Annotated in this window: 28 protein-coding genes; 16 read left to right on the forward strand and 12 right to left on the reverse strand. The window is 62.5% G+C overall.

Annotated features, from left to right (window positions below; all coding sequences use genetic code 11):
- Positions 1 to 24 precede the first annotated feature (24 nt).
- Positions 25 to 819, reverse strand: coding sequence for an RNA polymerase sigma factor SigF (locus EHW12_RS07785; protein WP_003941515.1), 795 nt, complete (start codon positions 817 to 819; stop codon positions 25 to 27).
- Entirely contained in the window at positions 816 to 1,247 is a 432-nt protein-coding gene (locus EHW12_RS07790) for an ATP-binding protein (protein WP_003941553.1), read from the reverse strand. Before EHW12_RS07790 ends, EHW12_RS07785 begins: the two co-directional genes overlap by 4 nt.
- A 391-nt stretch (positions 1,248 to 1,638) precedes the next feature.
- Here EHW12_RS07790 and EHW12_RS07800 point away from each other — a divergent pair, with 391 nt between their 5' ends.
- Complete coding sequence (locus EHW12_RS07800) at positions 1,639 to 2,082, forward strand: STAS domain-containing protein (protein WP_007735372.1); 444 nt, start codon at positions 1,639 to 1,641, stop codon at positions 2,080 to 2,082.
- Positions 2,083 to 2,137: 55 nt separating this feature from the next.
- Here EHW12_RS07800 and EHW12_RS07805 read toward each other — a convergent pair whose 3' ends face one another.
- A complete protein-coding gene (locus EHW12_RS07805; RefSeq protein WP_125050469.1) occupies positions 2,138 to 3,406 on the reverse strand; it encodes a glycosyltransferase in 1,269 nt (422 codons plus the stop codon).
- Positions 3,407 to 3,526: 120 nt separating this feature from the next.
- Here EHW12_RS07805 and EHW12_RS07810 point away from each other — a divergent pair, with 120 nt between their 5' ends.
- Positions 3,527 to 3,940: a DUF6292 family protein gene (locus EHW12_RS07810; RefSeq protein ID WP_003941464.1), complete on the forward strand. Its 414-nt coding sequence runs from the start codon at positions 3,527 to 3,529 to the stop codon at positions 3,938 to 3,940.
- A 22-nt stretch (positions 3,941 to 3,962) separates the two neighbouring features.
- Here EHW12_RS07810 and EHW12_RS07815 read toward each other — a convergent pair whose 3' ends face one another.
- Positions 3,963 to 4,532, reverse strand: a complete 570-nt coding sequence (locus tag EHW12_RS07815) for a DUF2231 domain-containing protein (protein ID WP_003941554.1) — start codon at positions 4,530 to 4,532, stop codon at positions 3,963 to 3,965.
- A gap of 114 nt (positions 4,533 to 4,646) precedes the next feature.
- Between EHW12_RS07815 and EHW12_RS07820 the strand changes: the two genes are divergently transcribed.
- Entirely contained in the window at positions 4,647 to 4,868 is a 222-nt protein-coding gene (locus EHW12_RS07820; RefSeq protein ID WP_039973486.1) for a hypothetical protein, read from the forward strand.
- A gap of 16 nt (positions 4,869 to 4,884) precedes the next feature.
- Here EHW12_RS07820 and EHW12_RS07825 read toward each other — a convergent pair whose 3' ends face one another.
- A complete protein-coding gene (locus tag EHW12_RS07825) occupies positions 4,885 to 5,739 on the reverse strand; it encodes a polyphosphate kinase 2 family protein (RefSeq protein WP_054827968.1) in 855 nt (284 codons plus the stop codon).
- A 57-nt stretch (positions 5,740 to 5,796) separates the two neighbouring features.
- Positions 5,797 to 6,516 (reverse strand): TetR/AcrR family transcriptional regulator, encoded by a 720-nt coding sequence (locus tag EHW12_RS07830; protein ID WP_020906745.1) that lies wholly within the window; start codon positions 6,514 to 6,516, stop codon positions 5,797 to 5,799.
- Between the two features lie 185 nt (positions 6,517 to 6,701).
- On the opposite strand from EHW12_RS07830, the gene EHW12_RS07835 reads away from it, so the two are divergent.
- The 5 genes from EHW12_RS07835 to EHW12_RS07855 all read left to right on the forward strand — a co-directional run bounded on the left by EHW12_RS07835 (position 6,702) and on the right by EHW12_RS07855 (position 11,004).
- On the forward strand, positions 6,702 to 7,982 hold the full coding sequence (locus EHW12_RS07835; protein ID WP_020968906.1) for a DUF445 domain-containing protein: 1,281 nt from the start codon (positions 6,702 to 6,704) through the stop codon (positions 7,980 to 7,982).
- Positions 7,983 to 8,085: 103 nt separating this feature from the next.
- Entirely contained in the window at positions 8,086 to 8,592 is a 507-nt protein-coding gene (locus tag EHW12_RS07840) for a helix-turn-helix transcriptional regulator (protein ID WP_003941483.1), read from the forward strand.
- Positions 8,585 to 9,412, forward strand: a complete 828-nt coding sequence (locus tag EHW12_RS07845) for a heparin-binding hemagglutinin (RefSeq protein ID WP_003941552.1) — start codon at positions 8,585 to 8,587, stop codon at positions 9,410 to 9,412. Before EHW12_RS07840 ends, EHW12_RS07845 begins: the two co-directional genes overlap by 8 nt.
- Before the next feature lie 95 nt (positions 9,413 to 9,507).
- Complete coding sequence (locus EHW12_RS07850; RefSeq protein ID WP_003941505.1) at positions 9,508 to 9,804, forward strand: DUF2516 family protein; 297 nt, start codon at positions 9,508 to 9,510, stop codon at positions 9,802 to 9,804.
- Between the two features lie 168 nt (positions 9,805 to 9,972).
- Positions 9,973 to 11,004, forward strand: a complete 1,032-nt coding sequence (locus EHW12_RS07855) for an alpha/beta hydrolase (RefSeq protein ID WP_021333908.1) — start codon at positions 9,973 to 9,975, stop codon at positions 11,002 to 11,004.
- A gap of 12 nt (positions 11,005 to 11,016) precedes the next feature.
- Here the strand turns inward: EHW12_RS07855 and purU are convergent, their stop codons facing one another.
- Positions 11,017 to 11,904: a formyltetrahydrofolate deformylase gene (gene purU / locus EHW12_RS07860; protein WP_003941509.1), complete on the reverse strand. Its 888-nt coding sequence runs from the start codon at positions 11,902 to 11,904 to the stop codon at positions 11,017 to 11,019.
- 64 nt (positions 11,905 to 11,968) lie between these two features.
- Here purU and deoC point away from each other — a divergent pair, with 64 nt between their 5' ends.
- Positions 11,969 to 12,634 carry a deoxyribose-phosphate aldolase gene (gene deoC / locus EHW12_RS07865; RefSeq protein ID WP_125050470.1) on the forward strand — a complete coding sequence of 222 codons (666 nt, stop codon included), beginning with the start codon at positions 11,969 to 11,971 and terminating at the stop codon, positions 12,632 to 12,634.
- Here the strand turns inward: deoC and EHW12_RS07870 are convergent.
- Positions 12,631 to 13,401: a DUF2993 domain-containing protein gene (locus EHW12_RS07870; protein ID WP_007735358.1), complete on the reverse strand. Its 771-nt coding sequence runs from the start codon at positions 13,399 to 13,401 to the stop codon at positions 12,631 to 12,633. The two genes, deoC and EHW12_RS07870, sit on opposite strands and share 4 nt — an antisense overlap.
- Positions 13,402 to 13,528: 127 nt before the next feature.
- On the opposite strand from EHW12_RS07870, the gene EHW12_RS07875 reads away from it, so the two are divergent.
- The 3 genes from EHW12_RS07875 (at position 13,529) to EHW12_RS07885 (ending at position 17,963) form a co-directional block, all read left to right on the forward strand.
- Positions 13,529 to 14,107: a hypothetical protein gene (locus EHW12_RS07875; protein ID WP_003941523.1), complete on the forward strand. Its 579-nt coding sequence runs from the start codon at positions 13,529 to 13,531 to the stop codon at positions 14,105 to 14,107.
- Between the two features lie 310 nt (positions 14,108 to 14,417).
- Positions 14,418 to 15,848 carry an Ig-like domain-containing protein gene (locus tag EHW12_RS07880; protein WP_241199123.1) on the forward strand — a complete coding sequence of 477 codons (1,431 nt, stop codon included), beginning with the start codon at positions 14,418 to 14,420 and terminating at the stop codon, positions 15,846 to 15,848.
- Between the two features lie 81 nt (positions 15,849 to 15,929).
- Positions 15,930 to 17,963 (forward strand): Ig-like domain-containing protein, encoded by a 2,034-nt coding sequence (locus EHW12_RS07885; RefSeq protein WP_125050471.1) that lies wholly within the window; start codon positions 15,930 to 15,932, stop codon positions 17,961 to 17,963.
- Between the two features lie 70 nt (positions 17,964 to 18,033).
- Here the strand turns inward: EHW12_RS07885 and EHW12_RS07890 are convergent, their stop codons facing one another.
- From EHW12_RS07890 to EHW12_RS07900, 3 genes are all read right to left on the reverse strand, one after another.
- A complete protein-coding gene (locus tag EHW12_RS07890; protein WP_125050472.1) occupies positions 18,034 to 18,798 on the reverse strand; it encodes a class I SAM-dependent methyltransferase in 765 nt (254 codons plus the stop codon).
- A 30-nt stretch (positions 18,799 to 18,828) separates the two neighbouring features.
- Positions 18,829 to 19,329, reverse strand: coding sequence for a DUF2505 domain-containing protein (locus EHW12_RS07895; protein ID WP_007735352.1), 501 nt, complete (start codon positions 19,327 to 19,329; stop codon positions 18,829 to 18,831).
- 76 nt (positions 19,330 to 19,405) lie between these two features.
- Positions 19,406 to 19,903, reverse strand: a complete 498-nt coding sequence (locus EHW12_RS07900; RefSeq protein WP_081557549.1) for a DUF2505 domain-containing protein — start codon at positions 19,901 to 19,903, stop codon at positions 19,406 to 19,408.
- A 26-nt stretch (positions 19,904 to 19,929) separates the two neighbouring features.
- Here EHW12_RS07900 and EHW12_RS07905 point away from each other — a divergent pair, with 26 nt between their 5' ends.
- From EHW12_RS07905 to EHW12_RS07920, 4 genes are all read left to right on the forward strand, one after another.
- Positions 19,930 to 21,021 carry a UDP-N-acetylmuramate dehydrogenase gene (locus EHW12_RS07905; protein WP_125050473.1) on the forward strand — a complete coding sequence of 364 codons (1,092 nt, stop codon included), beginning with the start codon at positions 19,930 to 19,932 and terminating at the stop codon, positions 21,019 to 21,021.
- Between the two features lie 32 nt (positions 21,022 to 21,053).
- The gene (locus EHW12_RS07910; protein ID WP_042452959.1) at positions 21,054 to 22,250 is read left to right on the forward strand and encodes an Ig-like domain-containing protein; all 1,197 of its coding nucleotides are present in this window, start codon (positions 21,054 to 21,056) and stop codon (positions 22,248 to 22,250) included.
- Positions 22,251 to 22,370: 120 nt separating this feature from the next.
- On the forward strand, positions 22,371 to 23,909 hold the full coding sequence (locus EHW12_RS07915) for a hypothetical protein (RefSeq protein WP_125050474.1): 1,539 nt from the start codon (positions 22,371 to 22,373) through the stop codon (positions 23,907 to 23,909).
- On the forward strand, positions 23,906 to 24,664 hold the full coding sequence (locus EHW12_RS07920; protein ID WP_125050475.1) for an ESX secretion-associated protein EspG: 759 nt from the start codon (positions 23,906 to 23,908) through the stop codon (positions 24,662 to 24,664). The genes EHW12_RS07915 and EHW12_RS07920 overlap by 4 nt, the downstream gene beginning before the upstream one ends.
- 15 nt (positions 24,665 to 24,679) lie before the next feature.
- Here EHW12_RS07920 and EHW12_RS07925 read toward each other — a convergent pair whose 3' ends face one another.
- Positions 24,680 to 25,429 carry an SDR family oxidoreductase gene (locus tag EHW12_RS07925; RefSeq protein ID WP_003942076.1) on the reverse strand — a complete coding sequence of 250 codons (750 nt, stop codon included), beginning with the start codon at positions 25,427 to 25,429 and terminating at the stop codon, positions 24,680 to 24,682.
- Position 25,430 lies beyond the last annotated feature (1 nt).

Below are 25,430 nucleotides of genomic sequence, written 5' to 3' on the forward strand. Positions count from 1 at the left end.
GCTCAGTCGAATTGTTCGCGGAGCTCAGTCGAGTTGCTCGCGAAGATTACTCAATGTCTTCGCGAGCAACCTCGACACGTGCATCTGGGACACACCGACTTTCTCGGCGATCTGTGTCTGCGTCAGATTTCCGAAGAATCTGAGCATCAACACCGTCCGCTCTCGCTCGGGCAGCTTGTCGAGAAGCGGACGCAACGCCTCGTGATTCTCGACGTTCTCGAGAGCTGCGTCGTAGTCACCGAGTGTCTCCACGAGTGGGAGATCGTCGGTGTGATTGGACGCGGCACCGTCGACCGAGACCGTCTGATACGCGTTGCCGGCGATCAAGGCCTGGGCAACTTCTTCGCGTTCGATCCCCAACGTCTCGGCCAACTCGTCGACGGTCGGCGCGTGCCCGAGCTGTTGTGACAGCTCGCTGATGGCCTGCCCGAGTTGGAAGTGCAACTCCTTCATCCGGCGGGGAACCCGCAATGCCCAACCGGTGTCGCGGAAGTGTCGTCGAACCTCGCCCATCACGGTGGGAACTGCGAACGAGACGAAATCGGATCCGCGCGTGGAATCGAAACGGTCGACGGCGTTGACCAGACCGAGACGCGCCACCTGAACCAGATCGTCGTGTGCCTCGCCACGACCGTCGAATCGTCTGGCGATGTGCTCGGCCAACGGTAGGCATCTGGTGATGAGTGCAGTGCGCACTCGTTCGTACTCCGGGCTGTGGGGCTCGAGGGTCCGCAGTTCCTCGAAAACTGGTATTACGTCCCGATATTCGTCGGTGGACCGCCGACGCGGGCGTGACGGGCCGTCTGCGGAAGCGGTCACAGGCGCCCGCTGAGGGCCTTGGTGAACTTCATGGTGGTGATGTAGCCGACGCCGCCGAGGTTCTCTTCCTGGTCGAGCGAAATCGAATCGGTGAGTTCGGTGAGGATGTGCCACCCGAACGAACGCTGACTGCTGTCCTCGTACTCCGTGGTCGTCGTGGACACGGACACGTGCAATTGCGGGGGCGTGAAGACGAACCGACACACCAGAACCGAATCAGGCGCAGCGCGAACGATCAGATGCGTACAGATTTCGTCCATGGCCAGTTTGATGTCGGCGATGGCGTCGAGGTCGAAGTTTTCCTGAATGGCAACGGTGGCGGCCAGTGCACGCAAAATCGACAGCTGATCGAGAGTCGCTTGAATCCTCAACTCCACAACTGGCTGAGTCTGATCCTGATCGGGCTCGAGTGCGCTGAGGTGTGCCATAAGTTCTCCGGATCGTCGTACCAGGGGTCGCGGTGAAGTCTGGTGCCGAGAACGATACCCATCCCGACCTTCACAGTGACCCCCGAACACGAAATTTGGTCGATGGTGGTGCCGGGGTAAACGACACGATTCTGCTCACGACCGTTGGCGATCGCAACATCGGATTACCTCGCGGAACCGCAGACCAAACCACATTTTTGTTCGGAACACCGAAACGAATGGTCGCAACGCACTTGTGACGTCCGTCATGCTGGCGTACTGTTTCAAACCGAGGTTGAGCACACAGCCGATGAGGGATTTATCCGTATTTCTGGAGACCCGTTCATCGTGCGTCTCCTTCGGAGGTCCCTTCTCTTTTGCAGAGTGTAAACCGTTGCGGGATGGGAGAACCATGACTGTTGTTCCAGGATCATCTATTTCAGGCTTTACGAACGCGGCGAAGGGATCGGTAGACTACGGACCTCCCGCGACCGGGACAGCGACCGCATCGTTTCACGCGCACCGCATCAGTGCACACACCGCTGTGATCAAAGTTCGTGGTGAGATCGATCTGATGAGCGCCAATGCTTTTCGTGACTTCTTGACGTACCACGTGGCCGCGGACCGGACGCTGGTCGTCGATCTATCCGAACTCGAATTCATGGGGACCTGCGGCTTGTCCGTACTGTCGGTCCTGTCGACGCGATCACGCGACGTGGGCGGCACACTCGCGCTCGTCTGCGCCCGCCCGGTGCAAAGGTTGCTCAAAGCAGCTGGTCAGGAGTCGATGTTTGCCTGCTACGAGTCGCTCGATCATGCAATCGGACTCGAAGAGACCCGACGTTTCCCCGCTTGATCACGCAGTTTCAGTCCAAGCTTCGTGAAATTCAGTTTCGTAGAGCCCGTCAGCGTCAGTGCACTTCACTTCGGTGAGTGCCCTTGTGTTGGCGGGCTCTCGGCGGTGCTGTGACGCAGCGGCCGTAGGTGCGGACCACTTCGGTGGCGACGTGATCCCACGAATACGATTCGCACGCTCGGGCCCGGCTCTGCCGTGCAAACGCCGCGCCTTCGTCCTCGTCGTCGAGAAGATGGCGGACTGCGCGCGCGGTTTCCACCGGGTTGTTGACCGGGACCCGACGCCCGGTGAGTCCGTCGATCACCGTATCCCGCAGTCCGCCAACAGGAGTCGCGACTACGGGAACTCCGCACGCCATTGCTTCCAGCGCCGCGATTCCGAACGGTTCGTATCGAGGGGTGCACACGAGGGCGTCGGCCGATCGCATCAGTTTCGGTAGTTGGCGGTGCGGAACCCGTCCCAACAATTGGACGCGATCTGCGACGCCGAGGCGCTCGGCGAGCTTGACCAAGCGGATCGCCACTTCGTCGGTGCTCAGTTGCGCGACGGGTGGCCCGCCGATCACCACCAACTCCGTATCCGGCAGCGAAGCCAGCGCGGCGACGGCAACATCGAAGCCCTTCTGCTCCACCAGTCTTCCGACGCAGATCAATCGATGCGGTGCGGTTTTCTTCGCGGCGGGTCCCTCCGGGGTGAATGCTTCGGTGTCCACGCCCGAGGGCACCATCGTGGTCCGTGATCGTGGTGATCCCTGCCGGACCAGATCGAAGATTTCGTCCGAACTGGTCGCGATGACATGGGTTGCGCCCCTGGCGATCAACGGTTCCAGGTGAGTCCGCTCCGAGGGGCTGTCGTCGGCTGCTCCGAGGTGGCGGTGCGCCGCAGATCCCAGGGAATGGAATGTCTGAAGTACGGGGATGCCGAGCGATCGGGTCGCGAGTTCCGTTGCCACACCGGACATCCAGAAGTGCGAATGCACCACATCGGGTCGGTCGGTACTCCACTGAGCGCGCAGAATGCTGGCAAAGGTTCCCGGGTGAGGGAGGATGTCGGCATCCGGAAGAGCCTGCGTCGGGCCGGCCTCGAGATAGTCGACGGAGTACCCGGCGCGGGCGCGAACGCGGTCCGGCCCACCGACGTGGGCACGCCTGGTGAAGACGGTGACGTCGTGTCCGGCACGAACCAAGGCGGCAGACAGTTCGTCGACGTGCAGGTTCTGTGCACCGGCTGCCGAGCAGCCCACCGGTGCGAGTGGATCGGCGTTCACCGACACCATGGAGATCTTCAGCATTCGTCCGGGAGCCATAGCGGGCGAGTACTTCATCGGGTCCCCTCTCCACTTGATCGGTTCGTCTGGGGATACCCGGAGTCCGTGATCTGAACCGGGTTTCGACGCGGTCAGCGCTGGGCACATTCCAAACACGATGGCGAGGAGTGAGGTTCGATGACAGAACAAATGCTGGTCGACGCAACCGTCGGACTCGGGTTCGAGCGGTACGTACAACGGGTGGCGGTCGGTGTGGGGGCCGGCATCGAGCAGTGGTGTTGCAGGCGCGAGCACCCTCTGGAGGCTTACATCGCATTGGACCGAACTGTGCCGCGTTTCCCCGGGCGCGAGGTGGCTTTGCTGTGGGAGGAGACGTGCGGTTGGGCCCTGGCCGTGGAGACCAGATCAGGGGAGGACCTCATCGTTCTCGGATATCTGGGCGAACACGCAGTGCCGACCCCGGACGCCGTCGCCGATTTTGCCGCGACACTGGGCACGCGCAGCCCACACTGGGTCATGAACAGACCATTGGCGGATTCGGACGAGACCGCGCGAGAACTGCGGAGCTACTCCGGAAGTGCTTACGCCTGAACAGTATCGAGGTCCGATCGGCTCAGTTGACTACATCCAGGATGGGATCGAGAACCGGAGTCGCTGCAGCCTCCACGGCCGGATCGTCCATGAGCTTGAAAACGATGTGACCACCGAGCGCGCCACCGACACCGACCGCGGTGAGCCCCAGCACCGACAGCACTCGCGCCAGCGCGAGTGAGTCCTTTCCGCGTAGCCTGTACGACGCCGCAAAAGACCAGATCCCCACTGCATTCGACGCCGCGTGCACCAGCCCCACTCGGCGTGCGACGTCGCCACGTTCGGACCAGTCCAGCCATCCCGTCAGCAAAGCCGGCGGAGTCGAAACCAATCCGAGCCCGATCAGCCGTCGTGCAGTCTGCGGATCGCCTAGAACATCGAAGACCAACGAAGCCGTCCACGCGCCCGCGGGAATGGTCACGAGGGCAGGATGGATGGGATGCCCGACGGCGGCGCCGCGCAGAAGTGCGGCGACAGTGCGCGATCGGTCGGATCGCTCCGTGATCTCGAGGATTCTGCGCCTGAGGCCAGTGGACGGACCGTCCAGTCCGCGAGCGGATTCGATTCCGCGATAAAGAGTTCCGATGTCCATGTAATTCGGCTACCCGGCGTAGACGTCGGGAAACCTCGCGACGGCGGTGTCTTGTCGACCGTCATGCTCCGGCGTACGGTCGAAACGAAAGAGATCCGACCGGAGGAGCGAACGATGAAGCTCAATCTCTTTGCAGCGTGGGCGTCGTATTTCCTGGTGCTGGCCACAGTGGTCTGCCTCGGCAGTTTTCTGGTGGCGGCAGGTTCAGGCCAGGGTGGTTGGGCATTGATCGCCGGCCTCGCCGGCGTCGCGTGCATCGGCCTCGCGGTAGCCCTGTACGCCAGTACTGTGCGTCACGACCACAAAGTGCACCGCGAATCCCCACACCTGTTCTGATCAGGCCTGCTTCTGATCAAGACTGTGCGAGTCGTGCCTTCTCCGCCTCGATGTCGAAGTCGGCAGGGGGCCAGTCGAGATCGAGCTTTTCCAAAGCGTCGATCAGTAGCTCCGTGACCGCAATGCGGCTGTACCACTTCCGATCACACGGCACGACGTACCACGGCGCGTGCTCGGTCGACGTCTTGTCGAGCATTGCCTGATACGCCTGTTGATATGCAGGCCACAAACCGCGTTCGGTCACGTCGCCGGGGTTGTACTTCCAATACTTGTCCGGGCGGTCGAGACGTTCTTCGAGTCGCTTCTTCTGCTCGTCGAGCGAGACGAACATCGCGACTTTCACGATAGTGGTTCCGGCGTCGACGAGTTCCTTTTCGAACTGGTTGATCTCGTCGTAGCGCTTGCTCCAGACATCCTCCGGGACAAGATCGTGGACGCGCACTACCAGGACGTCCTCGTAGTGGGAGCGATCGAACACACCGAGATAGCCGCCGCGGGGGAGTTCCTTCTTGATCCGCCAAAGGTAGTGATGTTGCTTTTCCTCTTCGGTCGGGACGCCGAAGGCCGCGTGCTGAACTCCCGAAGGATCCACGTGACCGATCACGTGTCGGACCATGCCGCCCTTGCCTGCGGTGTCCATTCCTTGCAGAACCAGCAGGACTGAACGACTGTCCCCTGACCGGCCGTTGGCGTACAGCAACTCCTGCAGGTCGGACAGAACCGCGCCGCGCTCCTCGAGCAGACGTTCGCCGTCAGCTTTGTTTCCGGTGAATCCCGGAGTGCTGTTGCGATCGAGTTGATCGAGTTCGAACCCGGGCTCCGCCCGCAGGGTCTTGGCGGCCGGTGTTTCCCACAGCGAGTCTTGTGCCATGCCGAAAGAGTGCCACAGGATCGCGCCCGGCGGCTCGAAAGTTCGGTCTCGGGCGAGTCAGTCCTCGGCAGGCTTGACGAGGGGATGCGGAACCGACTTGAACTTGGCCGGTGATCCGTTGACCGCCGCTATGCCGGTGATGCCGCCCCACGTCATCATCGTGAGGTAGTCGATCAGCGATTCCGCGGACATCGACTTGTTGGAGATCCACCAGTGCGTCGCGAGCTGAATTCCGCCGACGATCCCGAACGCCCACGGCAGCGAACCGCCGGAATCCATCTCCATCTCGCGAAGACGATTGCCCAACACCGTGGAGAGCAATTCGGCGATCATGCGCTCGGAATCGGCAACGACGTCGCGGTTGGCGCCGGCGCCGTTGGCCATGACGTAGAGGTAGATGTCGGGGTCGGATGCCACCGTCTCGACGTATGCGGTGATGCTCGCCTGGGTGAGTTCGAAATCGTCGAGATCGCCACTGATCGCTTCGTAGATACGCGGCGACAAGATGGTCTCGACGTACCGCATCATCGTGGCGGTCGTGAGGTCGCTCTTGTCGGCGAAGTATCGGTAGAGCACGGTCTTGGAGACACCGATCTCGGACGCGATCTCGTCCATGCCGATCTCACGGCCGCGCGCGCGGATGGCGGCGATGGTGCCGTCGACGAGTTCCTCGCGGCGAGCGATCTTGTGCTCACGCCAACGACGCTTCCGACCGTCGGATTTCTCGGGCTTCGCATCAGCAACGACTGGGCCGTCTACCTGCTCGTTGTCCTGCACGGCATTCTTGGCCACGAGTCATCTCATATCTGTGGTGCGAGCCACGTCCGATCGGTCTACTTTCCGGTCCAGCTTAATGTCCGCGCCTTTATCTCGGGCACTCACATCCGCAGTTCGGGGGATTAGGTCCTGCAGAATCGGACTTCGTGTCGCTCGCGCTACGCCGCGTCACACCTTTCGGCACAATGGCGAGGGTGCAGCAACTGAGCCTCTCCGCCTTCGACGACGCCGCCAAGCGTCGGGACCTTCGCAAGATGAAGGTCTTCGCTACTGGCCTTCTGGGCTTCGCGACGGTGGTCTACATCTTCTGCCGGTGGCAGGAATCCCGCGGCGCCGGAGAGTGGGTCGGGTACGTCCGGGCCGCGTCCGAGGCAGGCATGGTCGGCGCGCTTGCCGACTGGTTTGCCGTCACCGCGCTCTTCCGTCATCCGATGGGCCTTCCCATCCCGCACACTGCCATCATCAAGCGTAAGAAAGACCAGCTCGGAGCCAGCCTGAGCTCATTCGTCGGTCAAAACTTCCTGGCTCCCGAGGTTGTGTCGGCCAAGGTGCAGCAGGCGCAGATTCCGCTGCGGCTCGGCACGTGGATGGCCGAACCTGCCAACGCCGCTCGCGTCGCCGCCGAGACGTCGACGGTCTTGCGCGGCATGGTCGAGGTTCTTCGCGACGAGGACATCGCCCAGATCATCGACAACACGATCGTGAAGCGTCTGGCCGAGCCCATGTGGGGACCGCCGATCGGCCGAGTGCTCGGTGAACTTCTCAAGGACAACAAGCAACTGCCGATCATCGAATTGCTTGCCGAGCGGGCGCATCAGTGGGCTCTCGGCAGCCAGGAGACGATCGATCGTGTGATCGTTCGCGATTCGCCCGCGTGGTCGCCGAAGTTCGTCGACGCCATGCTGGGGGAGAAGATATACAAGGAACTCGTCGAGTTCACCTGGAAGGTCCGTTCCAACCCCGAACACGAGGTACGCCTCGCCGCCAACCGCTTCCTGATCGACTTCGCCGATGATCTGCAGAACGACCCGGAGACCATCAAGAAGGCCGAGGGGATCAAGGCCGAGATCATGGGTCGCGAGGAAGTGACGGGTCTGGCGTCGTCGACATGGCAGGTTGCCAAGCGGCTCATCATGGAGTCCGTCGACGATCCGAACAGCACCCTGCGGACCAAGGTCGCCGAGAACGTCGCCGGCTTCGGAGTCAGGCTGCGTGACGACGAGTCCATGCGTGAGAAGGTCGACGGCTGGCTGGTGCAGGGCACCAAGTACATCGCGGAGAACTACACCGACGAGATCACTGGAGTCATCAGTGACACCGTCGAGCGGTGGGACGCCGACGAAGCGAGCCAGAAGATCGAGTTGCAGGTCGGTCGAGATCTTCAGTTCATCCGTATCAACGGCACCGTTGTGGGCTCGATCGCCGGACTGCTGATCTACACGATTTCGACGCTCATCTTCGGCTGAGCTGTCCGGTATGTGACGTCCACCACGAGTGCTAGCAGTAGTGCTTGCAATAGTTAGCACCCTCTCCTATCCTGGGAAATGTCCACTGGAAAGGGAGGACGCAATGCCAGCGAAGTCGACGAACTCCGATGACGGAGATCGTGAATCATCCGGTGCCGCAGCCGGAGCAAGCGACTTGGCAGCTCGCGTCGTCAGCTCTGCGGCACACGACATCGGGGGGTTCATTCGTGCACAGCGGGAAGCCGCCCAAGTTTCGATGCGCCAACTCGCTCAACTCGCCGGCGTCAGCAATCCGTATCTGAGTCAGATCGAACGCGGATTGCGCAAACCGTCGGCGGACGTACTGGCGCAAATCGCCAAGGGCCTTCGAGTCTCATCAGAAGTGCTGTACGTCCAAGCGGGATATCTCGAGCAACGCCCGCACAGTCCCATCAGGGACGCGGTGTTGGCCGAGACGGCCATCAACGAACGGCAGAAGCAAGTACTGCTCGAAATCTACGACTCGTTCTGTCGCGAGAACGAGTCGTCAAGACCAGCCGCAGCGCCCGATTTCGCTGAATCGGCCGCAATTCCAGACACCGAGACTTCACTAGGAGAACAAGATGACTGACAAGAACGCCATCGACAGCGTCAAGACCTCGCTCTACGCCGCCGTCGGCGCAGGCGACCTGGTTGTCCAGGCCGTGGCCGATGTAGTTGCTCAGGTTCGTGAGCGCGCCGAGAACACCCAGGGCGATGTCAACGGCCGTGTCGACGGTGCTCGCGAGAAGCTCGCTTCCGTCCAGGGTGACGTTGCCGAGAGCGTCGATGCGCTGCGCGAGCGTCTCGCCGGCCTGCCGTCCGAGCTGCCCGAAGAGCTTGCCGAGCTGCGCGAGAAGTTCTCACCCGAGGAACTCCGCAAGGTCGCCGAGGCATACCTCAAGGTTGCCGGAGATCTGTACAACTCCCTCGCAGAACGTGGCGAAGACGCAGTCGAGCGCATCCGCAAGCAGCCCGCAGTCGAAGAAGGCATCGCTGCTGCAGAGTCGGCACTCGGCGACGCCGTCGAGCTGACCGAAGACGCACTCGGAACCGTTGCTCGTCAGACGCGCGCCGTAGGCGAGCAGGCTGCCAAGCTGGCCGGCCGCGCTGCCGGACGCATCTCCGACACCGCAGAAGAGGTCGGCGAGAAGATCTCTGACGCCGGTGAGAAGATCGCCGACGCAGGCGACGAGGCTGCACTGAAGGTCCTCGACCTCGGTGACCAGGCTGACGAGGCTTCCAAGGAAGCTGCCGCTCGCGTGACTGCTGCTGCTTCCGACGTCCAGGAGCGCGCGACCACCGCCGCGAAGAAGGCCGCTCCGGCCAAGGCTGCACCCGCCAAGGCTGCTCCGGCCAAGGCCACCGCACCGGCTCCGGCGAAGAAGGCTGCTCCGGCCAAGAAGGCCTGATTTGCCCAGCTCCGCCTGACGAAGGCTCCCTCACTCAGCCGGGTGTGGGAGCCTTCGTGTTCGTCGGGAACCGGATGAGAACTTAGGATGTAGTTGTGACTCAAGTCGATGGGCTAGTCGGTCTGATCTTTCTCGCACTCAAAGTGCTCGCGTTGGTGGGTGCTGTCTACGCGATCGTTCATGCCGTCAGGCAGCGTCCTGACGCTTTCACCGCGGTCAACAAATTGACCAAGCCGATCTGGCTGGGAATTCTGATCGTCGCGGCGTTGATCCTCTTGGCGACGTCCCCTGTCGGGCTCCTGGGCATCATCGCGGTCGTTGCAGTGTGCGTGTATCTCGTCGACGTTCGCCCGCGGGTGGACGACATTCAGCACGGCGGTTCTCGCTGGTAGTTTGCCGCACTCCCGCTCATTCCGAGCCGTGGTTCCCGGCTCATGGTGTGCTGCCCCACTCTTCTCTCCAACGCTGACAACGGGCGTTGTTCGAGTGATAGTGTCGGTTAACGGCAGTCACACATAGATTGCATCCGTCTGTCGTCAGCAGCAGTCAGGGGTAAATGCATGTCCAGTCGTTCGCGCACCACAGAGCTTCGAGTACTGGCAGGCGCCGTCGGAGTGGGAGCACTCGTCGCGGCCGTCGCTGGGATCCGTCATCGGCGATCCACGCGTGGGTTGACTCTTTCGAGCGACGTCGAGCCCAATGCACTCCTGAAGACTCCGACTCTCAAAGCTGACATCAGCGAACTGACCACCGACGACGGTGCGATCATCAATGTCCGGGCTTACGGTCCCGTCGACGGCGATCCGATCGTTCTCAGTCACGGCTGGACGTGCTCCACCGAATTCTGGTACCCGCAGGTCAATGCGCTTGCCGGCGAATATCGCGTCATCACCTACGATCAGCGCGGTCACGGCCGCAGCACCGTCGGCAATCTTCCGCTCGGCCCGGACGTCCTTGCCGACGATCTCTCTGCAGTGCTGGCGGCCACGGTTCGCGAGGACAAGAAGGCCGTCATCGTCGGTCACAGCATGGGCGGGATGAGCATCATCGCCTGGGCAGGTCGTCACCCCGACGAGGTCAAGAAGTACGCGTCGGCGGTCATGCTCGCGAGCACCGCGAGCGAAAGGTTGATCGCCGAGACCACGGTCATCCCACTGCCCAATCGTTTCCCTCGCGTGCCGGTCCCCGTGGGCCGCGCCATCCTCAGTTCGCCCGTTCCGTTCGTCTCCTCGGGCGCCATGACGAAGGCGATCCAGTACGTCTCGATGTCACCGAACGCGACCAAGGCCGAGATTCAGTTCTGCGAGAACATCGTTCGTGAGTGCAAGCCCCGCATCCGTGGAGGTTGGGGAGCAGCGCTGAGCACCCTCGACATTCACGAGGGACTCGACAATCTCGAAGTGCCGACCACCGTGCTCGTCGGTTCGCTCGATCGGCTCACTCCGCCGGTCCATGCGCGCAAGCTTGCGCAAGTCCTCGACGACGCCGGCAACCTCGAACGGTTGATCGTGTTGCCGGGCGTCGGTCACATGTCGTCGATCGAGAACATCGACGAGTTCGACAAGGAAATCGTGCGACTGCGCAATCTCTAGCGCAACGCAGCTCTAGCTGAAGACGACCGTCTTGCGCCCGTGGACAAGCACACGATCCTCGAGGTGCCAGCGCAGTCCGCGGGAGAGTACGAGCTTTTCGATGTCTCGACCCTGACGGACCATGTCGGCGACATCGTCGGCGTGGTCCACACGGATCACGTCCTGCTCGATGATCGGACCGGCATCGAGTTCGGCGGTCACGTAGTGGCAGGTGGCGCCGATCAACTTCACGCCGCGGGCGAACGCCTGGTGATAGGGGCGGGCACCGATGAACGACGGCAAGAAGCTGTGGTGAATGTTGATCGCGCGCCCGGCCCAGTGCTCGCACAGTGATTCGGGCAGCACCTGCATGAATCGGGCAAGCACCACGGCGTCGGGATTGTGAGCGTCGACCAGGGCGCGGACCTTCTCGAAGGACGGTCCCCGTTCTGCCGGGTCCTTGGCGAACGGAACATGGTGGAAGTCGATCCCGTGGCGCTCGGTGACACTGCGCAGATCTTCGTGGTTTCCGATGACGGCGCTGATTTCTGCGGGGAGTTCCCCGCCCGCGGCGCGGCCAAGGAGGTCATGCAAGCAGTGACCTTCCTTGCTCACGAGCAACACGATCTTCTTGGGTGCGCCGGAGTCGTGAAGAGTCCACTCGGTTTCCGGACCGATCTCGGCCGCAACAGCTTTGAACCGTTCACGAAGCTCGTCGATGCTCATGCTCACCGACGATGCACGGACCGCCTGACGCGTGAAGAACCATCCGGTGTCGGCATCGGCGTGGTATGCGGCCTCCACGATCCATCCACCGACGTCGGTGAGAAAGGTCGAGATGCGTGCGACGATGCCCGTGGTGTCGGGGCAGCCGAGGGACAGAACATAGCGACGATCATCGATCGATGGTGCAGCGGTCATGCGGCCTAGTCTCTCAGGTGCGGCTGCAGCGACGGTCGCGTGGTGGTGTGCCAAGCTTTCCAACATGTCTGAAGCTGCACTCACTCGTTCCCAGGTTGCCGCGATGGTGGACCACACTCTCCTCAAACCCGAAGCCACCGCGGCCGATGTGACCGCCCTGATCGACGAAGCACGCAGCCTCGGTGTGCTGGCTGTCTGTGTCTCGCCGTCGATGTTGCCGATTCGCGCCGAGGGACTTGTGACGGCGGCCGTCGTCGGATTCCCGTCGGGGAAACATCATTCGCTGGTCAAGGGTGCTGAAGCGCGACTGGCCGTCGATCAAGGCGCAGCCGAGATCGACATGGTCATCGACGTAGGAGCGGCGGTCGCCGGCGACTACAGTGCGGTGTTGGCCGATATCCTCACCGTCCGCGAGGCGATGGGGGAGAGTGCGATCCTCAAAGTGATCCTCGAAACCGCAGCGCTGTCCGACGAGGCCATCGTCGAATGTTGCCGCACAGCTGTGCGTGCCGGGGCGAACTTCGTCAAGACCTCCACCGGCTTCCACCCCGCGGGTGGAGCGACGGTCGAGGCCGTCGCACTGATGGCGCAGACGGTCGGCCCGGGCGTGGGAGTCAAGGCCAGTGGCGGAATACGTACGACGCAGGCAGCGCTCGACATGATCGCGGCCGGCGCCACCCGCCTCGGACTATCCGGAAGTCGAGCAGTATTGGACGGTCTGGCCGACTAGGTCAGCAGGCCGCAGCTGTCCGGAACCGCCGAGGTGTTCTGGTTGTTCGCGTCGGCGACGGGCATGGCGTAAGCGCCGCCCTCCAACGAGATCTGGATAGCGTCGTCGGTGACGGTCAGCTTCGTGGGCTTCATGTCCAGCGGGTAGGTCTGCAGGCTGTCGGTGAGTGTCTGGACGATGCCGTCGACCAGATCGGTCGGCAGACCCAATCCGAGAATCTCGGCGCCGACGGTCTGGACGTCGACCACACCGTTGGTGACGGTGGGCTTGACCGTGAGCTTCGCGAGCCCGACCGGACCGACGTCGAACGCGAGTGTTCCGGCGCTCGAGTCGGCGGTGACGCCGGAGACGAGCCCGCCGAAGGTCTGTTCCTGCAAGGTGGCGAGAATGCCTGCGGTAGACCAGGTGACGTCGGCGCTGGAGCTGCCGATGGTGCCGCTGTTGCCCGCCGAGGGCTGCAAGTTGATGTCGTTCACCTTCGCGTGAACCTGCATTCCCGTTGCGGGGCCGAACGAAGAGTCGTCACTGTCGATGCTGATGTACGGCACCTTCTTGTCGACTGCCTGCAGGAGTACGGGCTTCCAGCTCAACCCGACGTCGACCTGGGATCCCAGTTCGCTCTGGAACTGATCGGCCATGCAGGTCTTCACCTGGTTGCGTACGTACAGTTCTCCACCGACGAGCGCCGCGACGAGTACGGCGATCACCACGAGAAGGATGATGAGCACTCGGTTGCGCGGACGAGGGTTGTTCGCTGCGACAGTCATTCGCCAGATTCTTCCCGACGAGTCTGAACGAACTCTGTGAATACGCACTTCCTCATTCCTGTGATGCGCGACACACTCGCCCGTAGTCTGTTCGAAACGGCGTTTTCGACGGTCACCGGAGGTGGTCATGGCTTCGGACTACGAATCACTGGAGTTGCTGGCGCTGCGACAGTGCGGATTTGTCACGGCTCTCCAGGCATCCGAACTGGGTTTCGGTCTGGCGTTGATGGAAGAAATGACGGAATCCGGAACATGGACATGTGAGTGCCGCGGGCTTTTTCGCCTCGAACGCGTCAGACATACCGCCTTGGACGAGTTCGCGAAGTGGTGCACGTGGTTCGCCGGTAGCGCCACCGTCTCGCACTACAGTGCCGCAGATCTGCATGGCCTCGGGCACCTCCAACCTCGCTTCATTCACCTCTCCGTTGCGCACCCTCTCGCGGCGCCGACCCGCCAGGTAGCACTGCACCGACTGCCGCTCGCGGACGACGAGTGTGAACAGATCGGGCCCATCCGCATCACCACGCCTTTGCGTACCGTGCACGACCTCGCTTCCGGTGGAATTTCTCAAGTCCTGCTCAACGAAGTAGTCGCCGATGCGGTCGCGATAGGTCGACTGGACGCGCACGAGCTGTATCTCTCGTGTGAGAACGCGAGCGTCGACGTTGCTGTTCGGGTCGAGTTGGCTCTGGCCGCAAGCCTGTAGCCGAGAGAGATCTTCGAGGCTCCTGCGACCTTCTGGCATCACGCCCGAAATCGAATATGACGCCGATATCAGAGATTTGTAAATCGCTATTTTCGGGCGACTGTTTTGTCTTTAGCGCAGGTAAGAAGGCATCCAGATGTGCGGTTCGGGACGTTCAGCCCACTGTTACTGCAGTTCGGCGATGTCGCCGATGAACTAAATCTGCGAAAAGCGTAGTTACTTTACAGTCAATGGGATAACGTCACGGCATCGAAAGCAGACGGACGCTTGTCCTGGACGCCTGTCTGCCCCGTTGTCGAGAGGGATCTGGATGTCCGTGAGTGGTGTTCGTCGTGTTGTCGGTGGGTTGAGTGTTTTTGCTGTTTCTGCGGGCTTCGCGGTGGTTGCGGGCGTCGGGGTTGCTGGTGCGGCTCCGGTGACGGCGGAGTTCAATTCCGACGGGTACAAGGTGACTCGGACGATCAGTAACGGGACGCCGTCCGAGGGTGATGTGATCACGTCGAAGACGGTGTTCAAGCGAACTGCCGCGGTTCACAATCTGTATGCGGTGCGCGATTTTCATCCGGCGTGTATGACGTATGTCGATGGTTCGGCGACGGTGAACGGTAGTGCGTTCCGTGTCAACGAGGTGGCTACTGATTCTGTTCGTTTGAGTGCGGGTGCTACGGAATGGCCGATGTGGGGCGGTGACGTCAAGACGTTCGAATTCCAGTATCGCGTCGGTGCGGATTGTGCTCGTGGTACTGATTTGTCGACGACGGTGCATTTCGACGGCACGGTGTTCGTTGACGACACGACAAATGGTCGTGGTCCGTCGATCAACGTTCAGAAGAACGTCTCGACGACCGCCGTGTCACCGGTCAGTGGCGCTCAGGTGGGGCAGCCGGTGACGCTGAGCGCGACGGTGACCGGTGGTGCCGACGGTGATTCGGTGGAGTTCTTCGACGCCGGTTCCAAGATCGGTGCGGGCGCGCTCGCCAATGGTGTTGCAACACTTGCCTGGACACCGACCACCCGTGGAGACCACTCGATCACAGCGAAGTTCGCCGACACGGCGCGTGCCGTCGGTTCCGCTTCGGCAGCGCTGATCGTGAACGTTTCGCAGGCCGATGCTCAGTCCAGTACGACGCTGGCGCCGATCTCGGGCGCGCAGGTCGGCAAGTCGACCAATCTCAAAGCGACTGTGTCCGCGTCGGGCACCGGTGGAACGGTCACGTTCAAGGTCGGCGGAACGGTGCTCGCTTCGGTACCGGTGGCAGGCAACGGTGAAGCGACCTATGCCTGGGTTCCGACGGTCGCCGGTGCACAGACGGTGGAAGCCGTATTCGCCGGTCGATCCGGTGTCACCGGGTCGAGTACCACCGCGAATGTGACAGTCGCCGAACAGCCCGCCGGAACAACAAGCTCCACAACAGATCTCAGCGTAGTAGCGGGCCAGGTCGGCGTTGCCCAGACGATCTCCGCTCAAATCAGCCCCGCCAATGCGGGTGGCACAGTCACCTTCAAGGACGGCGAGACCGTCATCGGCACGGCTACGGTCGATTCATCCGGAAAGGCCAGCCTTTCGTGGAAGCCCGCAACTCAAGGGCAGCGAGTTGTCGCGGCGGAGTACTCGGGCGCCGGCACGGTGACGGCATCGTCCGATCAGGTCTCCGTCCAGATCGCCGCACCCGTCGACGGTGAAGAACCAGGCAACGGCACCGGTTCGCTCGGCAGCCTCGGCAACATCTTCGGCTCCTAGCCGCCGACACCTGGTGATGCCCCGCCCGCGTTCGGCGGTGGGGCATCACCCATTTCGCTCACTTCTCGAGAAGGAAAAGCTATGTCTGTAGGTTCTGCACGCCGTGCAGTTGCAGGTTTGAGTGTGTTTGCTGTTGCTGCGGGTTTCGCGGTGGTTGCGGGTGTCGGGGTTGCTGGTGCGGCTCCGGTGACGGCGGAGTTCAATTCCGACGGGTACAAGGTGACTCGGACGATCAGTAACGGGACGCCGTCCGAGGGTGATGTGATCACGTCGAAGACGGTGTTCAAGCGAACTGCCGCGGTTCACAATCTGTATGCGGTGCGCGATTTTCATCCGGCGTGTATGACGTATGTCGATGGTTCGGCGACGGTGAACGGTAGTGCGTTCCGTGTCAACGAGGTGGCTACTGATTCTGTTCGTTTGAGTGCGGGTGCTACGGAATGGCCGATGTGGGGTGGTGACGTCAAGACGTTCGAATTCCAGTATCGCGTCGGTGCGGATTGTGCTCGTGGTACTGATTTGTCGACGACGGTGCATTTCGACGGCACGGTGTTCGTTGACGACACGACAAATGGTCGTGGTCCGTCGATCAACGTTCAGAAGAACGTCTCGACGACGACGCTGTCACCGACCAGTGGCGTGAAGTTGGGACAACTTGTTCCGCTGAGCGCGACGGTGACCGGTGGTGCCGACGGTGATTCGGTGGAGTTCTTCGACGGTGCCACCAAGATCGGTGCGGGCGCGCTCGCCAATGGTGTTGCAACGCTTGCCTGGACACCGGCTGACGTCCGAACCCACAGCGTGACGGCCAAGTATCTCGGTAATGCAAAGGTGGCGTCTTCCACGTCGTCAGCTGTCGACGTCGTAGTGTCCGAAGCGGACAAGAGCACTGCAACCGCGATCACCGGTCCCGCAAGTGCAGTTGCAGGTGAGTCCGTGACCGTCGAGGCTACGGTGTCGCCCACTCCGGCGGGTGGCACGGTGCAGTTCAAAGACGGTGCAACCGACCTCGGCGGCGCCGTTCCCGTCGATGCCAACGGCAAGGCTTCGCTGACGAATTCCTATGTAGTCGGAGCGCATTCGATCGTGGCGGTGTACTCCGGTTCCGGTGTCTACCAGACTTCGACGTCGGCGCCACATGCGCTGACAGTCGCTCCGGTGGTGGTCGAGGAGAACACAACGACTACCCTCGTCGGCCCGTCGACAGGTTCGACAGGGGAGGCCTTGTCGTTCACTGCCTCCGTCTCGACCGGTGCTGCAGGCGGAACCGTGCAGTTCAAGGAAGGTGGCAGGGATCTGGGATCCCCGGTTCCCGTGGATGCCTCAGGTAAGGCAACAACCACGCCGACCTTCAACGTGGCGGGCGAGTACAGCATCACCGCAGTGTTCTCGGGCTCGGGCAACTACTTGGGTTCGACATCGAACGCCCAGACCGTGAACGTCAAGGCGCCGGCTCCCACCGACCAGCAGACCCAGACGGTCTTGACCGTTCCGGCGGATGCAAAAACCGGTACGGCAGTTGGTCTGTCCGTAACCGTCACGCCGACGCCGGTGGGCGGCACAGTGCAGTTCAAGGACGGCTCGGGCAATCTCGGCTCGCCGGTGCCGGTCGTCGAGGGCAAGGCGTCGATCATGCACGAGTTCGCGAGCGTCGGTACGCACGACATCACGGCCGTCTACTCGGGTGCAACAGGATTCCTCACCTCTACCTCGGCCGCTCAGTCGGTTTCGGTCACGGCTCCGGCCGCGGAGGATCAGGAAACGTCCATCACCGTGAGCGCTCCGGCGTCAGCGGTCAAGGGCGCGAAGGTTGATCTCGTTGCGGCAGTGGTACCTACGCTCAGCGCAGGAACGGTTCAGTTCATGGACGGAACCACCCCGATCGGTGGACCAGTTGCGGTGGTGAACGGTAAGGCCACGCTCTCGCACACCTTCACCGAACTCGGAGATCGCCGAATCACCGCGGTGTTCAGCGGAACTGACGGCTATCTCGGTTCCGAGACCCAGGCCGCAGTCACCGTCAAGGTAACGGCAGCGTCCGACGGCGGCGATCCCGGCAACGGCGGCAGTTCGACTGGTTCACTGGGAAGCCTGGAAAACATCTTCGGGTCCTAGCCCGACGCCTGCATACAGACGCCTCGCCGCGGAGAACACCTCCGCGGCGGGGCGTTTCCCGTCTGTGAGTTCAGGGATTCGGCGCTACGACGTGCCAGGGCACGGTCAGGATGCAGTCACGAAGACGTCGCCGCGCGGGCTGCACGGGAATTCCTTGCGCCCGAAGAATTTCCAATGCGGCGGCCCAACGATGGCGAGGTCCGAACGAGGCGTGCGGCGCGGCGGTGGCCCAGGCTCGATCGGCCGCGCTGAGCAACGCGTGGATCGGCTCACCGGGAACGTTGCGGTGGATGAGAGCCTTCGGGAGACGTTCCGCGATGTCGGAAGGGCGCTCGATGTCGAAGGGATCCCAGGCCAGTGTCAGGGTCAATGGACGATCAGCGTCGAGAAGCACCCAGGCGCAACGTCTCCCGAGCTCGTCGCAGGTTCCGTCGAGTAGCAGCCCGCCCGGTGCGAGACCGGACTGAATGTGTGACCACGCAGAGTCCACAGCCTCCTCCGGGTACTGCCGGAGCACGTTGAAGGCGCGTACGAAAACGGGTGTGAGACCGGCAAGTTCGAATCCACCACGGGCGAAGCTGACACCGTCACGACTCTCGACCACGCGGGCGGGGTCGATCTCGAGCCCGATGACGCGTCGATCCCGCCGGACAGCGGTGAGGCGGCTTGCCATCTCGAAGGTGGTGTCCGGCCTCGCCCCGTACCCGAGGTCGACGATCAACGGATCGGTCGCGTTGTTCAGGGCGTGCGCGATAGTGCGGTTGTGCACGATCCACCGGTCACTACGTCGCAGTCTGTTGATTCCCGTCGTGCCACGGGTGATGACCCCCTCGATCTTCGGGGTGGAGCTTTCTTCACGGCGGGTTCAGCGTGCGGCGAGCCAGGTCGCGGTGACCTGGGCTTCGGTGCGGAACAGATCTACGAGGTTGATGAGCATCAGTTGCTCCAACTTCGCGCCGATGAACGGTATGAAGACCTTGGCCTCGGACGTGGTTCGCAGCGTGGACCCGGTATCGGTCGCGAACAACTCCATGGTGCCGGACAAACTCCCCGGCCCGGCCGGGATGGACGCTTCGTACGTTCCGGTCACGGTGTCACCGAAGGCGCCGTACGACTCCTTACGAGTGATGACAAGATCCTTCTTCATCACTGTCTGAGCGATGTCGGGCAAATCCGTGCGCGGAAGAATGTGGTGGAGCACGAGATCGATTCCGGAATCGGTGACCTCGAAATGTTCCACATGGTTCTCGGAATGCTTGCGCATCTCCTCGACACGGGCCTCCCAGTACGAGCGGTCCGCCAGCGCCGCATAGACCTGCTCGGGGGAGTGCTGATAGCGGGCGGAGTAGTCGATGCGGCGAGCCATGATCGAAAAGAATACCGGTTACACGCTGTGACAAGCCAAATCGGCTGTATCCACAACTGCCGCCGCCCGCAGGGTTTTACTTCGCGATCCACTCCCGGGTGAAGTCCTGTTCGGCCTGGATGAGCCGGACAACCTCGTCGACAATCGCACTTTCGATCTTTCCGCCGAGGAACGGGATCTTGACCTCGACCTCACCGTCGATCTCGAGAGTGGCGGAGTTCTCGTCACCTGTCAGCACCTGCGTGCCCTCGACACGGGCGGGAACGCCGTCGACGTGGGCGGAGAAGGTGCCGGTGGCCTTGCCGTCCTTGAAAGGCGCCATCGTTTCACTGCGCTTGATGACGATGTCGCCGTTGACGACTTTCGACACCATGCTGGGGAGGTGCTCTGCGGCAATGATCTGCGACATCGTGACCGCGACGGTCTCGTCGCGAACGGTCAGCTCTTCGATCGCCGCGCCGGGACCACCGACAGCGACGATTCGGTCGCGCCAGTACTGCTCGGAGGTCACCGCCTCATGGACCTTCTCGGCGGGGACTGTGTACTTCGACGAATGCTCGATGCGACGGCTCACGATTGTGGAGGCTACCGTTTATCGATGTGTGGGACGTAACCATTGGCAGACGCGTCGTGGAATCAGGCGCTTTCGTATCCGAGAACGTTGACTTGTCGGGATTGACGACGCTCCGAATCGGGGGACCGGCGCGGCTGCTCGCCGAATGCCCGACGACGCAGTCGTTGATCGACGTCGTGACGCTGCTCGATCGCGAGCAGGTCCCGACGCTGATTCTCGCCGGCGGATCCAATCTCGTGATCTCCGACTCGGGATTCGACGGAGTTGTCGTTCGTGTGGCCAACACCACCGTGAGCCTCGACACGGACCGCGTCGTCGCCGAAGCGGGCGCGGTGTGGGACGAAGTAGTCGGCCAATCCGTCGCCGCGGAACTGGGTGGCCTCGAGTGCCTGTCCGGGATTCCGGGCTCGACCGGTGCGACGCCGGTGCAGAACGTCGGCGCGTACGGCGTCGAGGTGGGCTCGCGACTCCGGCGGGTTCAACTGCTCGACCGACGCAATGGCGAAGTGTCGTGGGTCGAACCGTCGAAACTCGAATTGGGTTACCGGTCGAGCGTCCTCAAGCATTCGGACGCAGCACTGGTTCTCGCCGTCGAATTCGATGCGTCGACCGACGGATTGAGCGCCCCGCTCGCGTACCGCGAACTGTTCACCGCACTCGGGGCCGAAGAAGGCGAGCGGTTCCCTGCGTCGCAGGTCCGCGAGGCAGTTCTGGGACTTCGGACGGGTAAGGCGATGGTGCTCGATCCGTACGACCACGACACCTGGAGCGCGGGTTCCTTCTTCACCAACCCCGTGGTGCCCGACGACAAGCTGCCTGCCGTGCTCGCAGCCATCGCCGAACAGCTCGGCGACGTCACCGTGCCGCAGTTCCCCGGCAGTGGTGGAACCAAGCTCTCGGCCGGATGGTTGATCGAACGGGCCGGATTCTCCAAGGGTTATCCCGGCGAAGATGCACCGGCCAGGCTGTCGACCAAACACACCTTGGCGTTGACCAACAGAGGGTCCGCAACGAGTGCGGATGTGGTCTCGCTCGCGCGGGCAGTGCGCGACGGAGTCGAGGCCGCGTTCGGCGTCCGCCTGGAACCGGAACCGGTAACTGTGGGCTGCACCGTCTGATTCCTGACAGAGCCCGCAGGTAGCCTGTTGAAGTGCATGAGCTGGGTGGTAGGAGAAGTCGTTCGCGTCTTGTTGCGTTGGTAGCTGTATTGCTCGCTGTGATGGTGGCCGTCGTCGGCTGCACGATCGGCGGCAAGGACGGACAGGGCGGCGCGGCGGCCGCCGAACCAGCACCGGTGGCGACCGTGGTGTCGACGCCGGCGCCCGGCACCAAAGATGTCAGCCCGGTCGCCCCCGTCTCGGTAGCCGTGACCCAGGGAACGCTGTCCGACGTCAGCCTCAGCAATGCGGCCGGTAAAGCCGTTGCAGGACAATTGTCGCCTGACAAGACATCGTTCACCGTCAGTGAGGCACTCGGCTACGGCACCACGTATTCGTGGTCGGGCTCGGCAACCGGGACCGACGGTAAATCCGTGCCAGTCCAAGGGAGCTTTACGACGGTTGCCCCGGAGTCGACCACCGGCGCCACCCTCAACATCGCCGACGGCCAAGAAGTTGGTATCGCGGCACCGATCACGTTGCAGTTCGACAACTCCGTCGTCGACAAGGCGGCCGTCGAGAAGGCTCTTGTCGTGACCACCGTGCCGCCCACCGCCGGATCGTGGGCTTGGCTGGCCGACGACAACGGCGGATCGCGGGCCCATTGGCGTCCGGCCGATTACTGGGTGCCGGGCACGACTGTCCATCTGGACGCCAAGCTCTACGGCTTGAACTACGGCGGTGGCGCCTTCGGCGACCAGGATCTCACGCTCGACTTCACGATCGGTCGCAGCCAGATCGTGAAGGCGAATGCGCCGAGCCACCGCATGCAGGTGGTGCGCGACGGTCAGACGATCATGGACATTCCCGTCAGCTACGGCGAGGGAAACGAACCTCGAAACGTCACGCGCAGCGGCATTCACATGGTGACGGAGAAGTACGAAGACTTCATGATGTCCAATCCGCCGTTCTACGAGAACGTGCGTGAGCGTTGGGCGGTGCGCATCTCCAACAACGGCGAATTCATCCACGCCAATCCTGAGACCACCGGGGTGCAGGGCTCGTCGAACGTCACGAACGGTTGCATCAACCTGTCGACATCCGACGCGCAGGAATACTTCGGAACCGCCCTCTACGGTGACCCCGTAGAGGTGACCGGCACGTCGATCGACCTGTCTCCTGCGGACGGCGACATCTACGACTGGGCAATCGATCTGCCGACCTGGAAGTCGATGTCGGCACTGCCGTAACTCTGTACTGCGGTAAATCCGTGGATGAGGGAACCGTCCGGGCTCTGCTTGCGTCTGTACAGGTAAGTGCTGTCGGCTCGGGGGAGTCCGACGGGGGTTTTCGACTTCAGGGGGACAGCGGTGGGCATTCCATTTCTGGAAGACGTGCTGGGAAGAATCTCCGATGCGACGCAGGTCGTGCCTCCCGGCGTGGCGGCATTGCCAGTTGTCGGCACTCCCATCGCGAGCGCAATCGCTACATCTGCTCTGGTGCAATCCATAACCGACGACCGCGGCGCGTTCGACGACGAGATGGCTGCTGCGACCGTCGACGCCGATGTGGAGCGCGCACGAGCCTGGGGTGAGCGCGATGCCCTCACCGCTCAGACGTCGTCGCTCGAGTACAGCGAACACGCAATCGTGGACGACGATCCGTTCGATGCGATGTCGCACTCCGAAATCTTCGACCACGTCAACGAGATGAATCCGGCAACCCTGAGTGCGATCGGTGAGGCTTGGAAGGCCATTGCAGGCCGGGTCGAAGCCGGCATCGGGAAGTTCCAGAACGACGTGAACGGTGCGATCACCGAAGGCTGGCAGGGGCGCGGCGGCTCGGCTGCGCTGGAAGCAGTGCTGGCCTACTCGGCTGATGCGGGTGAGCTGAAGGTGCGGGTCGATCTGATCTCGAACAAGATCGAGGAGGCGAAGATCGCACTCGACGAGGCAAAACGCTCGATTCCGGCACCCGACGGCGCCTCGACGGTCGAGAGGTTTCTCAGCATGGTTCCCGGGGCTACATGGAAGCAGGCCCAATACGAAGCGGAAGAAGCCGAACGTCAAGCGCGCCAGGTGATGAAGGACGTGTATCTGCCGTCCATGAAGCGTGCGGACGATCAGGTGCCGATCCTCCCGGCCGCATTCAATCCGGTCACCGGCGGTGGAGGGGCTGGAAGTGGCGGGGCTGGAAGTGGCGGTGCATTCGGTGGTGGTGGTGCCGACGGCGGGAACTTTTCGGGTCCAGGAAACGGGCTCGGCACGCCATCTACATCGGGTGGCGGAGTCGGTGGGGGAGCGGACGGTGGAAACTCCGGCGGTGCAAACCCGGCCGGAGACGGTTCCGGTCAGAATCCATCCGGCACCGATTCCGGAAATGGTGACAACCGTAGCGGCGTTGATGCCCAAGGGAATCCGAACGTCGATGCAGTTCGATCCGGAACCGATTCCGACCCGGCCGGGACCACGGCGGCACATGCCGGCCCACTGCCGGCCGGTGCAGCGCCAGGTGGCCTGGCAGGTGCAACTCCGAATGGCGCTCAGCTTGGTTCCGGAACGCCGTCAGGCCTGGTAGGTAGCGGTTCGGGTGGTGGTCCTGCTGGTGGAATCGGTACCGGAGGCTTCGGGCCAGGCGGAACCGGAGTCGGAGCCCTCGGCCCTGGCGGCACCGGTGGCCTCGCCGGTGGCGGGCGTGGGGGCGTCAACGGAACTGGCGGTACCTCGGCGACGGGCGCGCAGAGCGGTCGGGGCGCGATGGGTGGCGTCGGCGGCATGGCACCGGGACGAGGGCAAGGGCAAGACGAAGACAACGTTCACGACACCCCCGGCTACCTCGTCACCGTCGAGAACGGCAATGCCCTGGTCGGCGACCTACCGATGGTCTCCCCGGCGGTGCTGGGCGAATGACCACCATGCAGTGGCAGTTCACCGGCCTCGAATTCCAGATTCTCTGGGAAGCGGTCGGACGTGACCGACTCCCGTACCCGCTGCGGTTTCGTCCGACGGCCGAAACCATGAACGAGCTGACAGAAGAGCGACGTCGAGCGGGAGCACACCTGGCTTGGTTGCTCGACGATCGGCTGCATCACGTTCTCGGTGCTCTTGCGAATCCTGATGCTCGCGTGGAGGTTTCTGGTTTTCACGGGCAGAACATGAGTACGGTGACGCGATTGCACGGCGTTGTTGCCGGCGACCTGGGGGTGCTCCTGACTCAACTGCCCGACAGGACTGTCGACTGTGGCTCCGACGTGGTTTTCACCGTGGTACGCCCATCGGCAATTCCACGGATGCTCGTCGATCACCTGCCGACCTCCCCCGCTGGATCGGAGCGTGGTGTGAGCATCGAAAGGCCGAAAACTTCCGGTAGAGCGAGCTTTCTGAGCAGTGCTGCCGGTGCGCGCGGGAGCGAGGAAGTGAGCAGATTCTTCGGCCGAGAGCGGACCTCGATAGGTGAAGTCACCACATACCCGGGAGGAGCGGTGGACAGCAGACCGACAGACGACGGAATAACGTTCCACTGGTACGACTATGCCGGAGATGGTCGGTACATCGTCACCGCTGGTGAAACCGTAAGTGCCCGTAGCGCTTCCACGGAAATGACGGAGGCCGAGATTGCACGCAATCTCGGCCTCGTCCTGCACCGGGTGATTCGCACTGGTTAGTCAGAACGATTCGAACTAGCTGGTGGTGCGGTGGAACCGACCGGGGCTTGCCTGATCCCTCGGCTTGACGATGATCTGATCGAGGTTCACATGTGACGGCCGCGACGCGACAAAACCGATGATCTCGGCGATGTCCTGCGCCACCAACGGTGTGATTCCCTCGTACACCTTGTCGGCCTTGTCCTGATCGCCCTCGAACCGGACGAGTGAGAACTCCGTCTCGACGGCTCCCGGCGCGATTTCGGTCAGTCGAACGGGCTTGCCCAACAGTTCACCACGCAATGTCCGATGAAGGACGGCTTGAGCGTGCTTGGCGGTGGTGTAGCCCGAGCCGTTGTCGTATGCCTCCAGCGCGGCCACCGAGGTGATGGTCACGACCAGACCGTCACCCGAATCGATCAGCTTGGGCAGCAGTGCCTTCGTCACACGCAACGTGCCCAGAACATTGGTCTCCCACATCCACCGCCAGTCGTCCAGATCGGCGTCCAGGACTGTTGCCAGACCCTTTGCACCACCCGCGTTGTTGACCAACACGTCGACACGTGGGACCACGGCCGCAAACGCGTCGACGGAATCCTCGTCGGTGACGTCGAGTTCGAGAGCGGTACCACCGATTTCCTCGGCGATCTTCTCGAGACGATCGACGCGGCGAGCACCGATCACGACGTGGAATCCCTGAGCTGCCAGGGTGCGGGCGGTGGCCTCACCGATGCCGGAGCTGGCTCCGGTGACTACGGCGATGCGGGCATCGGAAGAAATGGTCATG

Origin of the sequence: Rhodococcus sp. NJ-530 (assembly GCF_003860625.1) — a bacterium.
GTDB lineage: Bacteria > Actinomycetota > Actinomycetes > Mycobacteriales > Mycobacteriaceae > Rhodococcus_F > Rhodococcus_F qingshengii.